Raw genomic sequence first — 15,187 nt, forward strand, 5'->3', positions numbered from 1 at the left:
ATGCCCACGCGGGGGATGGCGATGCCGCCATAGCGGTCACCGGCCCAGCTGGAGCTGACGCGCAGCCAGCAGCTGGTGGTGTCGTCGGCCTGGCCTTCGCGGTCCCAGTGGAACTGCACCTTCACGCGGCCGTACGGGTCGCAGTGAATTTCCTCTCCCTTGGGGCCGGTGACCACGGCACTCTGGCTGCCCAGTACCTTGGGTTTGGGATGGCGCAGGGCGGGCCGGTGCAGCACATCCCAGGGGGTGGCGGTGAAGCGGTTGCGGTAGCCCTGCTTGAAGTCGTCCGCGTTGGTGGATTGACCCTCACCCCCGACCCCTCTCCCGGGGGGAGAGGGGAGCCGGCCGCCAAGGAAGCTGGTGATGGACTCTTCCAGCACCTGCGGCTGTTTGCCCTCGTGCAGTACTTCCTGCAGCAGCCACAGGTCGTTCCATTCGCGGCGCGGGTGGTCGGAGATTTCCAGCAGATGGCCACTCACCAGGCGTGGCTGGTCGCTCTCGCCTTCGGCCAGTTTGTAGTCGGAGCGGTGGCGCTCCAGGGCGCGTTGGCTGAGGTGCTTGCCGCGCGTGCGCTCGGTGTAGCGGCCGGGGTAGTCGTAGTCTTCCAGCTTGGGCTGGAACTCGGCCTTGGCGCTGGTCTCCAGCAGCAGGCGCGGCTGCTCGAAGTCGTAGTCGCGGCGGCTGACCTGATTGGTGCGGGTGGCGAGGCGCAAGGAGAAACGCTTGATCACCGGCTCGTCGGCGACCATACCACTGTCCTGAACATAGGCGGTGGGCTGGCCGAGTCTGGGAAAGCCGGTCTGGTCGTCGCCGAACACCAGCACGTGTTGCTTGGGCGCATGCTCGAAGTGGTAGTGGATACCTTCTTCCTCGCATAGGCGCTGGATGAAGTGCAGGTCCGTCTCGTCGTATTGCACGCAGTAGTCGCGCTCGGGGTAGACGGTCGGGCCGAGCTGGAAGCGGTAGGCGCCGCCGAGGATGCCGTGCTCCTCCAACACCTGCGCGATGATCTGCGGCACCGTCAGGTGCTGGAAGATGCGCTGGTTGCTGCGATAGCCGAGCCAGGTCAGCTTGGGGCTCAGCGTCAGGCGGTAGCGGGTCAGGCGCTTGCCGGACTCGCCCTGGCCGGCGTTGTGAACCAGGCCGTGGATGCCGCTGCCGTCCGGGGCGAAGGCGAGGAAGGCCGGTTTGCCGAGCAATTCGGCCAGGTCCAGGTCGGGGCGTTCGCTGACCAGTTCCACCTCGAAGCGGTAAGGCTGGTCGAGGGACTCGCGACCGCTGAACTCGAGCACCTGCAGGTCGTGCTCGATACCGTCGAGGGTCAGGCTGAAGTGGGTCTGGTTGGCGGGGTTGAACATGTGATCGTCCTTGTCGAGGGGCCGCGTCAGGCCGGGCGGCGCAGCAGGCGCGCGAGCAGCGAAGTCGTCGGGCGCTGGGGGCTGAAGGTGCTTAGCAGTTCGCCCAGAGTGCCGCGTTGGGCGGGGTCGAATGCCAGCGCGCGACGCAGGGCCGGCCAGTGTGCACGGGGCAGGTCTGCGGGGGCTTCCAGCGGCAGTTCCATTGCCAGTGCCTGTTTAGCACTTTGCCGGCGGAAAGGATGTTGGCCGCTGCACAGTTCGTAGATCACGCAGGCCACGGAATAGACGTCGGCGCAGGCGTTGAGCGGCGCGCCATCGAGCAGTTCCGGGGCGGCATAGCGCGGCGTCCAGGCGGCGAAGCGGCTGCGTGCCAGGCGTGGCAGGCCCTGCAGGAAACCTTCGCGGGCCTGGCCGAGACCGAAATCGAACAAGCGGATATCGTCGTCGCCGAGCATCAGGTTGCTCGGTTTGAGGTCGCCGTGCAGCACGCCCTGTTCATGGGCGTAGCGCAGGGCTTCGAGCAGGCTGACGATGATGCGCTGCGCCTCGGCCCAGGGCAGGCCGCTGGGATATTGGTGCAGCACGTGGTCGAGGGTGTTGCCGCTGAGCAGCTCCATGGTGATGAAGGCGCGCTGGCAGGCCGGGTCGACCTCGAAGCTGTAGAAGCGCACCAGATTGCGGTGGCTGAGGCGTGCGGTGAGGGCGAACTCGCTGTAGAGCAGGGCGCTGGCGTCCGGGTATTCGGCGAAGTCTTCGCTGAGGGTCTTCAGCGCGACCCAGGGTTGTGGCTCGCCGAACTGTTCGCGCAGCAGGTCGCGGGCGCGGTACACGGCACCCATGCCGCCGACGCCGAGCAGGCGTTCGATCTGGTAGCGACCACCGAGCAGTTGCGGCAAGCCCTCGGGCAGCGGCCGCGCGATGCGCTTCGGGCTGGCCCCTGCCATGACGGTGAGATCGGCGCTGCAGGCCTGGGCTTCGGCATTCATCGGTTGATCACCACGGCACTTAGGTTGTCGCGTGCCGGACCGGCCAGGGCCAGCTCGAACAGGCGCTGCAGGGCCAGCTGCGGGCTGGGGCGCAGCAGGGCCGCGGTCAGCAGGTCATGGTCGAGGTCCTGGTAAAGGCCGTCGCTGCACAGCAGGAACACGTCGCCGGGCAGGCTTTCCAGTTCGAGGATATCCAGTTGCAGCTCCTCGGCCGCGCCGACGGCGCGGGTCAAGGCGTGCGCACCAGGCTGGCATACGGCCTGCTCCGGGCTCATGCCACGCTCGGCGACCAGTTGCTGCAGCAGCGAATGATCGCGGGTCAGCTGGAACAGCTGGCGCCCGCGCAACAGGTAGCAGCGGCTGTCGCCGGCCCACAGGCAAGCCACCTGGCTGCCCTCGGCGAGCAGCGCCACCACGGTGCTGCCGACCAGCAGGTCCTGGGTCTCGCCGGTCAGGGTCAGGCCCAGGCTGAGGTGGCGGTTGATGCGGTGCAGGCTGTCACGCACCGCGTCCAGACGGTCTTCGAAATCCAGGCCGGCGGGCAGCTCGGCCAGGCTCTCGACGATCAGGCGGCTGGCCAGGTCGCCGGCCTGGTGCCCGCCCATGCCGTCCGCGACCACCCACAGGCCCATCTGCGGCTGGTCGAGAAAGGCGTCCTCGTTGCGTGCGCGCACCTTGCCGGTATCGCTGCGCGCGGCGCTGGACCAGAGGCGTTGGGCGACCTTCATCAGAGGGTCGCCGGCAGCTTGAACTGGCGCAGCAGGCTGGCATCGAAGGGGTTCGGCGAGCGCTGGCTGTGCAGCAGGTACTTGGCCTGCAGACCGTCCAGATTGGCCTTGAGCAGCAGCACGTCGCGGCCGCTGTGCTGCTCCACCTGCATCATGTCGATCAGGCGGAACAGCGCCCAGGGTCCGCTGTTCTTCTCGATGCCGACACGGCGCCCGCCCTGTTCTTCCAGTACCAGGCTGGTGCGCTCGCTGGCGCCTTCGGCCGGCCAGCGGAAGGCGCTGGCGACGATCGGGCCGTGGCGATATTCCAGTTGCTGGCCACCGAACTTGAAGTCGGCGCGGTTGAGGCTGTAGTCCAGGGCGAAGGGCTCCAGCTTGAACAGCACCTGCGGCTCGGCCGGGTTCTCGGCGAAGAAGCTGCGGCGGATGACCTGGGTGCGGTTCATCTGGCTGAGGAACACCGGCGACAACGGCAGGCCCTGGCCGTCCATGCGGCGCAGCTGGTACTTGCCGTCGCTGTCGCTGACGAAGGCCTTGAGGTAGCGATCGACGAAGGCATCGGCCACGCCATCGGCCTTGAAGAACTCGCGGAAGTCGGCGATGGCCACGTCGCTCTCGCTCTTGGCGCTGAACGGATAGCGCTTGAGCAGCGACTCCTTGTAGAAGCCGTACAGCTCGCTGCGGTAGCGCTTGTTCAGGTAGCCGTAGGCGTCATTCAGCACCAGTTGCCAGCTGTCGTCGGCGACCAGGGTCAGCCAGTTGGCCACCGGTTGCGGCAGGCGTGCGGCGCTGCCGCGCACCTGATTGATCGCATCCGGACGGCCCTGCATGCGCGCCTTTGCCATTTCGAAGGCGGCCTGTTCCGGCGAACTGGCATGGGCTAGGCTGCTCAGCTGCAGTTGCAGGGCATCCAGCGCCTGCAGGGTGGCGGCCAGTTCCGGGCCGGCGCCGCTGTTGCTGTCGAGCAGGTGGTGCAGCGGCTCGAAACGGCGTTGCAGAGCCTTGCGTGCGGTATCCGGCAGGCTTTTGGCGACGGCATCCAGGCCTTTTCCGGCTGCAGCAGCGGCCAGTTTGCCCTTCTTGCCGAGCTTGGCCTGGGCGGCCAGGTCGTCGACCTGGTCGGCGGCGGCCGGCAGGTCGAAGCGGGTGTTGTCGCGCACTTCCACCAGCACCTGCAGCAGCGGCGAGTTGGCCGCGGTGAGCGCAGTGAGGGTGACAATGCCCTGGGCGGTGTTGCCGATCGGTTCCAGGCCCAGCTGGGCCACGGCCTCGCCCCAGTAGTTGGCGTAGTCGCGGAAGTACAGCTGCTCCAGCTCGACCATCAGGCGCCCGAGGTCGCGGTCGCTGAGCTGGTTGCCTTCGCCCAGCACCCAGTTGTCTTCGAGGATGTCGCGTACCAGGCTGAGGCCCTGGGCGACGAAGTACTGCTGGTAGCCCTTCTGCGTATACAGGCCGGGAATCGCGTAGTCGCTGCCCAGCAGCAGCGGTGCCTGGGCACCGAGGGCCTGGGCGATGCGGTACTCGGGCAGGCTGCGGGCCTGGTCACGGAGCATGCGGTAAACCACCTTGGCCAGCGACTCGCTGCGCAGGATCTGCCGTGCCTCGGCCACCAGCTGATCGTTCAGCGGATAGGCGCTGAAGGGTTCGCCCAGCAGGCGCTGGAAGTGGCCGTTGAGGCCTTTCTGCGTCGGCTCGTCGCCGGCGTAGCGCAGCGACCAGTCGGCGGCCAGCCAGTCCTGCATGAACGGCGCTTCGCGGCGCTCTTCCAGGTTGAGCATCAGGTAGGCGCGCAGGCTGCCGAGCAGCAGCTCACGGTCGTCGCGGTTGGCGCGGATCTGCCCTTCCAGCTGACGGGCCACGCGTGGCAGTAGTTCGCTTTCCAGCTGACGGCGGTAGGCGGCATGCACTTCGGGCTGCACGCTGGGGCCCTGGTACAGGCCACCGCGCTCCAGCAGGTGGGCGTCGTCGCTGCTCGGGAACACCTGGGTCGCGGCGTAGCTGCCGTCCAGCAGCGGTAGTACCTGCTTGGCTTCGTCCTGGGCGCTCAGGCTCTCGCCGTCGCGGCCCAGCTGCAGGGCCAGTTCGCGCAGTTGCTCCAGGCGACCGTGGTTGGCCGAGTAGCTGGTGCCCCAGAGCAGGCCGAACAGCAGCAGGCAGCAGGCGGCACCGGCGTACAGGGCGCGCTGGCGCCAGTCGATGCGGCGGATTTCCTTGTCGTCCAGCCCGGCCAGTTCGGCCTCGGGGAAGATCACCCGGCTGAGCAGCTGATGGATGAAACGTGCGCGGCCGCTGCGGTAGGTCGGCAGGCTGCTGCCGGCCAGGCCGAGGTTGCGACCGATGCCGGTGGTGCTCGGGTCGAGCAGTTCCTGCAGCTGCGGCGCGCTGGTCAGGTAGAAGCCGCGCAGCTGGCTGGCGCGCTGGTAGCGGTTGCCGCTGAAGGCCAGTTCCACCAGCAGGCACAGGCGCTCGCCGAGCTGGCCGAGCTGGTGCGGGAAGTCGAGGATATGACCACGGCGCTGGGTGTCGCGCTCCTGGTGCAGGCGCATGATTACCTGGCTGTTGAGGCGGCGCAGCAGCTCTTCGAACTCCTGGCGCACCACGTTGGCGTCGGTAGCCACCTGGCCCTTGCGGAAGCTGGCGCCGAGCACCTGGTCGCTTTCCTCGCGGCTCAGCTGGTCGAAGAACTCGTCGAAGCCCATGACCTTGTCGGCCTTGCTCAGCACCAGGTATACCGGCACCTCGGCGCGCAGCTCGGCGTGCAACTCGTGCAGGCGCTGGCGCAACTGGCGGGCGAAGTTCTCCAGCTCCAGCTCGCTGGCGTAGAGCAGGGTGTCGACCGGCACAGCCACCAGCACGCCGTTCAGCGGCCGCGCGCGGCGCTTGCGCAGCAGGCTGAGCAGGGTGTGCCAGGCGCGGCTGTCCACCGCCACGTCGGGCTGGGTCAGGTAGCGGCCGGCGGTGTCCAGCAGCACGGCGTGGTCGGCGAAGTACCAGTCGCAATAGCGGGTGCCGCCGACGTCCTTGGTCAGGCGGCGCTCGTCACCCTTGTTCAGCGGAAAGTCGAGGCCGGAGAACTCCAGCAGGCTGGTCTTGCCGCTGCCCTCGGCGCCGAGCAGCAGGTACCAGGGCAGCTCGTTGCGCCATTTTTCGCTGCGGCCACGGTACAGGCTGGAAGTCTTCAGGGTGCGCAGGGCCTGCTTGAAGCGGCCGCGTAGTTCGACCTGCTCCTCGCTGATCAGGCCTTCGCGGCGCAGGCGTTCTTGGGCGTCGACGTCCTCGGCTTCCTTCTTCTTGCGCACGTTGGCGCGCCAGCTGATGAAGACGATGAACAGGCCCCAGGCCAGGAACAGCAGGCTGATGCTGACCAGGCGGCTGGCCGCCGATTCCCAGAACTTGGAGTCGGCCACCGCCAGCAGCGGGCCGACGAACCAGATCAGCAGGGCCAGCACCAGGACCAGGCACAGGCTCCAGACCCAGGTCTTGCGGAAGAAGGCCGCAGTTTTCTTGAGAAAGTCCTTCATCTCAGATCATCCCTGATGGTTTTGTGCGGGGGCCGGGGCAACCTCGGCCGCCTGATAGGGTTGCAGCACGGTGCCGCGCTGCTCGTGCAGCACCCAGCTGAAGCCGGCGTAGAGCAGTGCCAGGCCGGCGACGGTGGCGACGGCCACCAGCCAGCCGGGGACGATGCGTACCAGCCGGCGGCGACCTTCCTTGAGGCCTTCCCAGTGCGGCGACAGCTCGCGCGGGATGTCGCCGCGCAGCTGGCGGATCTGCCGGTACAGGCTGTCGCGGATCGCCTCCAGTTCGAGCATGCCGCGTGGCAGCACGCGGTACTTGCCCTCGAAGCCGAGCGACAGGCAGATGTACATTAGCTCGAGCATGGGCAGGTGCTTGACCGGGTTGCGCGACAGGTGCTCGAGCAGCTGGAAGAACTTCTCGCCGCCGAAGGTCTCGTTGTGGAAGGTCGACAGCAGGCTCATCTGCGACCAGGCGCTCTCGTTGCCCCAGGGGGTGGTGACCACGGCCTCGTCGACCACGGTGCACAGCACGTAGCGCGCGGCCATGACCTGGCCGCCGTCGACCCCTTCCTGCAGGGCGCGATGCTCGAACAGCTTGATCGCCACGTTGAGGCGCTCGTTGAGCGCGTCGAAGTTCTCCGCGGCGGCGCTGGTCTTCAGCCGCACCACCTCCGAGAGCAGCAGCGAGGCGGCGGCCACCAGCGGGTTGAAGCTGATGTTGAAGACCTCCGCCGGGCGCATGCGCGCGGCGTAGACCATGCGCTCTTCGAGCTGCTCGAAGCGCGGTGCATTGAAGTCGGTGAGCGGGCCGCGCGGTGCGCTGCTCTCGCCCTGGCGGCTGAGGACGACGGTGGTGTCCTGTGCTTCCCTGATCATGTTCAGCTCCTGATCGCCCAGAATTTCAGCTCAAGCCCGGCGAAGTCGCCGGACACGTGGAAGGCAAAGCCGCCGGAGCTTTCCAGCTGCGCCAGTTCCTCGGCGCTGAACTCCAGGGCGAAGTAGCTCTTGCCGGCATGGAAAGGGATCTGCCGCGGTGCCACGGGCAGCGGTTTGACCTTGATGCCCGGTAGGTGCAGGTTGACCAGCTGGCGGATGCGCTCCACCGCGGCGATCTTCAGGTGCGCCGGCAGGCGCTTGCGCAGTTCCTCGGACTCGCACTGGGCGTTGGCCGCGAGGACGAAGGTGGCGCTGCCGAGCAGCTTGTGGTCCTGCAGCGGCGACACCTGGATGCCGTACTGGCGCTGCTGCAGCGGCAGCTCGATGGCGTGCTGTTCCAGCACCATCGACAGCACCTGGCGCAGGGCCTCCATCAGCTTGCGGAAGCTGCCGGCCTGGTCGTTGTGCAGGTAGCGGCTGTCCAGGCGTGGGCGCTTGTGGTCGGCGGCGAAGGTGGCCAGCTCGCCGAGCAGGCCGACCAGCTCGCGATAGAGCAGCTCCGGGTGCATCTGCTCCAGGCTGAGGTAGTGGCGCAGCTGTGGCTCGTAGCGGTTGACCAGCTGCAGCATGAGGAAGTCGCCCACCTCGGTATTGCCCAGCTTGCCGGCGGCACGCACGCGCTCGGCGAGGATGTCGCCACGGTGACCGAGCAGGCTGATCACTTCCTTGAGGCACGACAGCAGGTAGCTGGAGGCCTGGGTGTGCAGGAAGGTCGGGCTGAATTCCGGGTCGAGGCTGATCACCCCGTCCGGGCTGGTGTCGAAGATCTCCGCCACCTTGAGGGTGACGAAGGCCTGGTCGTGCTGCTGGTCGCCGAGCAGCAGGCGGAAGTCTGGGCGGCCGCAGCTGACCTGGCTGACGATAGCGTCCCCCGCGTTGGAGTCGGCCACGTCCAGATCATGGGCGCGGTAGCGCGCCAGTACGTCCTGCTGCTCCGGGCGACGGCTCTCGATATGGTTGCCGGTGACCAGCGGAAGGGCCAGGTACACCGGGGTGGCCGCCGTGTTCGGCGGCACGTCCAGGGCCAGCGGTTCGCGGCTGGCGTCCAGTTCGAACAGGCTGCCGTCCGGCAGCACGCCGCTGGCCTGGCTGAGCACCAGCTTGCCCATGCCGAGAAACTGGCGGTCGATCTCCAGGCTGAAGAAGCCCCAGGGATAGACGTCCTGCAGGCGCGAGCGCGACTTGAGCTGGTGCTCGAAGTAGCGATCGTTCTGCTGGAAGTGCTGCGGGCGCAGGAGCATCCCTTCCTGCCAGACAACCTTGAGCATTTCCATTGCTCAGTCCTCTTCCTTGAGCGGCGCGATGCCGTGTTTGTCCAGGCGCAGGCCGGCCCGGTTGATTTCGCTGGGTTGCAGGCTGACGACGAAGCGCCAGCTGGCCTCCGGCAGGTCGCGGTAGGCGGCGATCACCCCGACGTAACGGCTGCCGGGCTGTACCGACAGCTTCAGCTCGCGGGCTTCACCGGGGCGCACTTCCAGTTCCTCGAAGCTGACCAGGTCGGGCATCAGCGATTCCTTGGGCCGCTGGTACAGCGAGAAGAAGTCGCTGTTGTTGAACGACGAGGGATTCTTCAGCTCCAGCAGGCGCACGACGATGGGCGAGGGGCGACCGTGCAGGTCGGGGTTGAGGTCCTCGCTGGCCGCAAGCTTCAGGTCGAGTTTGGTGGTGTCGGAAAACGGCGACAGGCTGGAGCAGCCACCGAGGGTGGCGAGCAGAGTCAACAGGCTAAGGCTGATAAGACGGCGCATGGCATTCATCCTTGCTTCTTAGGAAGGCTGGTAGTCGGTGTTGAGGGTGGCGATCAGGCGAACCTGCTCTTCGTAGGTCTTGGCGAAGTCGCGGGCGAACAGGCGCTGGCTCCAGTCGTCGTCCTTCTCCAGCGCGCGGAAGTGGCGCTGGTAGGCACGCCAGCGACTGCCGGCGGTGGCGATCAGCGGCTTGCGTTCCTGCTCGAAGCGCAGGGCGAGCTGCTCGGGGGCGAACTGCTCGAACAGGCCCTGCACTGCCGTGCGACTGGCGGCGTACAGCGCCACCTGGTGTGCCTGCAGGTCACGGAAGGCGCGGCCCACGGCCTGTTCGGCGGGCAGCTGGCCGGGCTTGTTGCCGCGCAGCAGGGCGCTGAGGGTTTCGCCGGCATCGCCGACCTGCTTGAGCGGGTTGTTGCCGGCGCTCTGCACGGTGGTCAGGGCCAGGCGCAGCTCGTTCTTCAGCTCGCTGCGGGTGCGCAGGCTCTGCTGCAGGCCGCCGACGCTCTGTTTGAGCAGGCGTGCAGCCTGCACGGCCAGGGCTTCGCGCGCGGCCGCATCGAGATCGTCGAGCTTGACTCCGAGGGCCTCGCCGAAACGCTGCCAGAAACCGTCCGGCAGTGGCTCGGCGGCAGGGGCCGGGCGCGGCTGTGGCTGGGGCGGCGCCACGGGTTCGGGGGTGACGTCCTCGACCAGCTCGGGCACCAGCAGGCTTTCCATGTCGATGCGCGCGTACTGGGTGCGTGCCTGCTGTTCTTCTGGCGACTGCACCAGGCCGGCGAACTCGTCCAGCGGGGTGTAGCCGCGTGGTTGCTGCTGCAGGGCGGCGATGGGGTCGAGGTCGAGGAAGGCGTCGTCGGGGATGATGCTGCCGGCGTGCTGGCGCTGGCCGATGCTGTCCTCGAACTGCGACGGGTCCTGCAGCACGCGGGCGCGGATCTCCAGTTCGCCGAGGCAGTAGACGTTGCCGTGTTCGATGCGCTGCGGCTCGCCCTTGGGCAGGCGGGCGCCGCTGTCCTTGAGGGTCACGCCGTTGCTGCTGGTGTCGGTCAGGTAGAAGTGACCGTCGGCGTAGCTGACCTGGGCGTGGCGGTTGGAGAGGATGCGCTTGCTGTCCGGGATGGCCCAGTCGCAGTCCTCGCCACGCCCGATCACGCCGCCGGCCTTGAGGAAGCTCTTGCTGGTCAGCAGGCCCGGGGCGTACTGCTGGGCGCTGACGATATCGAATACCAGTTCCATGGTAGGGGCTCCTTGCGCTCAGTCGTCGCGCTGTTGCACTTGCGAGTCGCCCAGCGGGCGATAGTCGTCGTCGCTGGACTTGTAGTTGCCATTGCAGCCGGCCAGGCCGAGCAGGGCGGCGAGCAGGGTGAGTGTCAGTAGGCGGTGGGACATCGCGGGTTCTCCACTGGCGTTTTTGAGGAAGTCGGATTCAGGCGGTCACTGGCGATAGCCGGGGGCCGTAGCGGTTGTCTTTGGGCTGACCCGGCCAGAGCAGCAGCGGCCAGATGATGCCTAACAGCACTACCAGCACCCCGCTGGTGCCCATGTCATGCAGGCGGCGGATACCCAGGCAGAGGCCGGCGGCGAAGATGTAGAAGAGTGCGGCAGCGGCGAGTAGCTCGTCGCCAATGTCAGTCCAGGACTGCGGAAGAAGTTGGGCGAGCAGGACTGCGAAAACCAGTGCCCACCAGCTCCAGATCGAGAACAGCAGGTACTTGAGGCGACCGATGCGCCCGCTGGAAACCAGCGGCTCCAGGGTCAGCAGAAACAGAATGTCCTTGGCTTTGCTCATGAGTGTTCTTCCTTAAACATCGGCCTGGCTGATCTGCAGCCGGCTCATGCGGTACAGCAGGGTGCGGCGCGGCAGGCCCAGTTCGCGGGCGGCCTGGCTCTGGTTACCGCGGTTCTTGCGCAGGCAGTCGAGCAGCAGGTTGCGTTCGACCTGTTCGAGGCGTTCGCGCAGGTTCATGCCGCTGTCCTCGGGCAGGTGGGTCGGTTGCAGGTTGAAGTGCTCGGGCAGCAGTTCGCCGCCTTCGCACAGCAGCACGGCGCGGGCGATCAGCCCCTTCAACTCGCGTACGTTGCCGGGGAAGGCATAGCCGGCCAGGTGGTCCAGCGCCGCCTCGGACCAGCGATAGGGATCGCGCTGCAGGAAACAGGCGGCTTCGGTGGCGAAGTGCCGGGCCAGTTGCAGGATGTCCTCGGCGCGGGCGCGCAGCGGCGGCAGCTCGATGGGGAAGTGCGACAGGCGATAGAACAGGTCCTCGCGGAAGCGCCCTTCCTCGACCAGGGCGCGCAGGTCGCGGTGGGTGGCGGCGATGATGCGCACGTCGACGGTGTGCGTCTGCGTGCTGCCGAGCGGGCGGACTTCGCCTTCCTGCAGCACGCGCAGCAGCTTGGCCTGCAGGGCCAGCGGCATGTCGCCGATCTCGTCGAGGAACAGGGTGCCGCCGTCGGCGGCGTCGAACAGGCCCTTGCGGTCGCGGTCGGCGCCGGTGAAGGCGCCCTTGCGGTAGCCGAACAGCTCGCTCTCCAGCAGGTTCTCCGGCAGCGAGGCGCAGTTCTGCACGATGAACGCCTGGCTGCGGCGGAAGCCGCAGTCATGGATGGCGCGGGCGACCAGTTCCTTGCCGGTGCCGGTCTCACCGGTCAGTAGCACGCTGGTGGGGTTGTGCAGCACCTTGCTGATCAGCTGATACACGCCGCGCATGGCCGGGCTGCTGCCGATCAGGCCGTAGTCGCTGGGCAGCGCCGGGCTCGGTTCGGGCTGGCTCGCCTGGGGCGCGCGCAGGCGCTGCAGCAGCTGGTGCTGGGCCAGGGCGAAGGTGCCCAGATTGGCCAGCGAGGCGGCGAAACCTTCCAGGTCGCGGGTGCCGCTGCTGGCCACCAGCAGCAGCCCGGCGACCCGAGCCTGCTCATCCTGCAGCGGCAGGCACAGCAGGCTGCGCCAGGGTTTGTTGATCACCGGCAGGAAGCTGGTCTCGTGCAGGCTGGGGTCGAGGCTGGCCAGGCTCAGCGGGCGGTTCTGGCACAGGCAGTATTGCAGCAGCTGCTCGCCGTCGTAGTCGCTGGGCAGGCTGGCTTCGTGCTCGGCGAGCTGGCCGTCCAGCCACTCGGCGGCCAGGGTCAGGCGCGTGTGGGTGCTGTCGAGCAGGTACAGCTGGGCCAGGCGGCAGCCGCTCAGTTGCGCCGCCGCCTCGGTCAGGGCCGCCGGCAGGTGTTCGGCGCCGGCCAGACGGGCCAGGCGGGTGAACTGCTGCAGCAGCTGCTCGGCATAGGCCAGCGGCTGGCTGATCTGCCCCAGCAGCGGCACGGCCTCGGGGATGCGCTCAGGCAAACTCACAGCTCAGCGCTCCTTCGCCGTCCAGGGTGGCGTGCACGCGGGTGATGTGGCTGCCGCTGGCCATGGCGTCCAGCAGGCGGTCGGCGATCTGCGGCAGCAGGCTCTGCTCCAGCAGCTGGTCGATCAACCGCGCGCCGCTGTCGCTGCGGGTGCAGCGCTCGGCCAGATGCTCGATCAGCGCCGGGCTGTGGCTGAAGTCCAGCCGGCGCTTGCCCAGGCGTTGAGCGAGGCGCTGCAACTTGAGTTCGATCAGCTCGCGCAGCACAGCCCCGGCCACCGGGTAGTAAGGCACCACGCGCATGCGTGCCAGCAACGCCGGCTTGAAGTGACGACTGAGGGTCGGGCGGATCGCCTCTTCCAGTTGCTCCACCGGCGGCCGTTGCTCGCCGGCGCAATGTGCCTCGATCTGCTCGCTGGCCAGGTTGGAGGTGAGCAGGATCAGGCAGTTGCGGAAGTTGATCTCGCGGCCCTCGCCGTCGTTGGCCACGCCCTTGTCGAAGATCTGATAGAAGACGTTCATCACGTCCGGGTCGGCCTTCTCCACCTCGTCGAGGAGGATCACCGAGTAGGGTTTCTGCCGCACCGCCTCGGTGAGCATGCCGCCCTCGCCATAGCCGACATAACCGGGTGGCGCGCCGATCAGGCGGGAGACGGTGTGCTTCTCCTGGAACTCGGACATGTTGATGGTAGTGAGGAAGCGCTCGCCGCCATACAGCAGGTCGGCCAGGGCCAGGGCCGTCTCGGTCTTGCCCACGCCGCTGGGGCCGACCAGGAGGAACACGCCGGCCGGTGCGTCGTCCTTGTTCAGCCCGGCAGCGCTGGCGCGCATGGCGCGGTCGAGCACCTGCACCGCCTGCTCCTGGCCGCGCACGCGGGCGCGCAGGTCGCTGGCGAAGCTGGCCACCTTGGCGTTGTGCTCGCGGGCCAGCTGGCTCAATGGCACGCCGGTCCAGTGGCTGATCACCTCGGCCACCAGGCGCGGACAGACTTCGAAGCTGACCAGGCGTTCGGCAGTCTGGGCATCGCCGAGTTCGGCCTGCACGTCGCGCAGCTCGCACTCCAGGGCGGCCAGCTCGTCCTGGTTGTCGCTCGCGCGTGCTTCGGCGCATTGCTGGCGCAGTTCGAGCAGACGCTCGGCCAACTGGCGCTGGGCGCTCCAGCGCGCGTCGATCTGCTCCAGCTCCACGGTGGCTTCGGCCAGGCGTTGTTCCAGCGCGGCCAGCGCCGCTTCGTCGATATTCAGGCCGGCCTGCAGGTCGCGACGCAGGGCCAGGCGCTGGCGCTCGCCTTCGGCCAGCTCGCCGCGCAGACGCTCCAGGGCCTGCGGCGCGGCGGCCAGGCTGATGCGTACACGGGCGCAGGCGGTGTCCAGCACGTCCACCGCCTTGTCCGGCAGCTGACGACCGGCCAGGTAGCGGGCGGACAGCTCGGCGGCGGCGACCACGGCGTCGTCGCGCAGGTAGATGCCGTGGCTCTTCTCGTACACCGGGGCCAGGCCACGGAGGATGGTCACGGCTTCCTGCACGGTCGGTTCGTGCAGCTGCACCGGCTGGAAGCGCCGGGCCAGGGCCGGGTCCTTCTCGAAGTACTTCTTGTACTCGCTCCAAGTGGTGGCGGCGATGGTGCGCAGCTCGCCACGGGCCAGGGCCGGCTTGAGCAGGTTGGCGGCGTCCGAGCCGCCGGCCTGGGCGCCGGCGCCGATCAGGGTGTGGGCTTCGTCGATGAAGAGGATGGTCGGCTTGGCGGCGCCCTTCACTTCATCGATGACGCCTTGCAGGCGGCGCTCGAACTCGCCCTTCACGCTGGCACCAGCCTGCAGCAGGCCCATGTCCAGGCACAGCAGCTCGACGCCCTTGAGCACGTCCGGCACTTCGCCGGCGGCGATGCGCAGGGCCAGGCCTTCGACGATGGCGCTTTTACCGACGCCCGCCTCGCCGACCACGATCGGGTTGTTCTTTCGGCGGCGAGCGAGGATGTCGATCATCTGGCGGATCGAGTCGTCGCGGCACAGCACCGGGTCGAGCTTGCCGTCGCGGGCGCGCTGGGTGAAGTTGTGGGTGAAACGCTGCAGATTGGATTCGCCGGGCGCCACCGGCTTACCGGCGGCGGCTTGCGACTGTTGGCTCAGGGCGAAATCGCGCATGCGCTCGGCGTCGATCTTCGCCAGCAGCGGCTGGTAGCGGGTGCCGGCGTAGCGCAGAGGGTTGCGCAGCAGGGCCAGGAGCAGCGCGGCCTGTTCGATCTGGCTGGCGCCCAGCTCGAGATTGGCGACCAGCAGCGCGTCCTGCAGCCACTGCACCAGTTCGGCGGAGAACACCGGGTTGCGCGACTCGCTGGCCTCGCCGCGTGGTTGCAGGGTGGCGGCCAGTTCGCCGGCGTCCACCTCGGCGTCCTGCAGGGCACGGGCTAGCAGGCCGTCGCGACGTTCGAGCAGGCCGAGCAGCAGGTCTTCGACCAGGATCTTGCTGCCGCCGCGCTGCAGGCAGCGTTCGGCGGCGGCTTCGAGTTCGCGGCGGGTCTCGGCGTCCAGTGCCTGGACCAGCTGTTGTAGGTCGACGTTGATCATCGTTCTC

General features: G+C 68.0%; 12 protein-coding genes. All 12 read right to left on the reverse strand.

Going from position 1 to position 15,187, the window contains the following annotated elements:
- Positions 1-1,358, reverse strand: a 1,358-nt coding sequence (gene tssI / locus P7A97_RS19085) for a type VI secretion system tip protein TssI/VgrG (RefSeq protein WP_277691970.1), incomplete at its 3' end; no start/stop codon positions are given.
- Positions 1,359-1,384: 26 nt separating this feature from the next.
- A complete protein-coding gene (locus P7A97_RS19090; protein ID WP_277692042.1) occupies positions 1,385-2,302 on the reverse strand; it encodes a serine/threonine-protein kinase in 918 nt (305 codons plus the stop codon).
- Positions 2,303-2,340: 38 nt separating this feature from the next.
- Complete coding sequence (locus tag P7A97_RS19095) at positions 2,341-3,072, reverse strand: PP2C family serine/threonine-protein phosphatase (RefSeq protein WP_277691971.1); 732 nt, start codon at positions 3,070-3,072, stop codon at positions 2,341-2,343.
- Positions 3,072-6,593 (reverse strand): type VI secretion system membrane subunit TssM, encoded by a 3,522-nt coding sequence (tssM, locus tag P7A97_RS19100; RefSeq protein ID WP_277691972.1) that lies wholly within the window; start codon positions 6,591-6,593, stop codon positions 3,072-3,074. Before tssM ends, P7A97_RS19095 begins: the two co-directional genes overlap by 1 nt.
- 6 nt (positions 6,594-6,599) lie before the next feature.
- Complete coding sequence (gene icmH, locus P7A97_RS19105; RefSeq protein WP_277691973.1) at positions 6,600-7,466, reverse strand: type IVB secretion system protein IcmH/DotU; 867 nt, start codon at positions 7,464-7,466, stop codon at positions 6,600-6,602.
- A 2-nt stretch (positions 7,467-7,468) separates the two neighbouring features.
- A complete protein-coding gene (gene tssK, locus P7A97_RS19110) occupies positions 7,469-8,800 on the reverse strand; it encodes a type VI secretion system baseplate subunit TssK (RefSeq protein WP_068828714.1) in 1,332 nt (443 codons plus the stop codon).
- Between the two features lie 3 nt (positions 8,801-8,803).
- The gene (gene tssJ / locus P7A97_RS19115; protein WP_277691976.1) at positions 8,804-9,274 is read right to left on the reverse strand and encodes a type VI secretion system lipoprotein TssJ; all 471 of its coding nucleotides are present in this window, start codon (positions 9,272-9,274) and stop codon (positions 8,804-8,806) included.
- An 18-nt stretch (positions 9,275-9,292) separates the two neighbouring features.
- Positions 9,293-10,510, reverse strand: a complete 1,218-nt coding sequence (tagH, locus tag P7A97_RS19120; protein ID WP_277691978.1) for a type VI secretion system-associated FHA domain protein TagH — start codon at positions 10,508-10,510, stop codon at positions 9,293-9,295.
- 18 nt (positions 10,511-10,528) lie between these two features.
- The gene (locus P7A97_RS19125) at positions 10,529-10,663 is read right to left on the reverse strand and encodes a type VI secretion protein (protein ID WP_277691979.1); all 135 of its coding nucleotides are present in this window, start codon (positions 10,661-10,663) and stop codon (positions 10,529-10,531) included.
- 37 nt (positions 10,664-10,700) lie between these two features.
- Positions 10,701-11,063, reverse strand: a complete 363-nt coding sequence (locus tag P7A97_RS19130; RefSeq protein ID WP_277691980.1) for a DUF805 domain-containing protein — start codon at positions 11,061-11,063, stop codon at positions 10,701-10,703.
- 12 nt (positions 11,064-11,075) lie between these two features.
- Complete coding sequence (locus P7A97_RS19135; RefSeq protein ID WP_277692043.1) at positions 11,076-12,578, reverse strand: sigma 54-interacting transcriptional regulator; 1,503 nt, start codon at positions 12,576-12,578, stop codon at positions 11,076-11,078.
- 22 nt (positions 12,579-12,600) lie between these two features.
- A complete protein-coding gene (gene tssH, locus P7A97_RS19140; protein ID WP_277691981.1) occupies positions 12,601-15,180 on the reverse strand; it encodes a type VI secretion system ATPase TssH in 2,580 nt (859 codons plus the stop codon).
- Between the last annotated feature and the right edge of the window lie 7 nt (positions 15,181-15,187).

It is taken from the genome of Pseudomonas sp. GOM6, assembly GCF_029537485.1.
Classification (GTDB): domain Bacteria; phylum Pseudomonadota; class Gammaproteobacteria; order Pseudomonadales; family Pseudomonadaceae; genus Aquipseudomonas.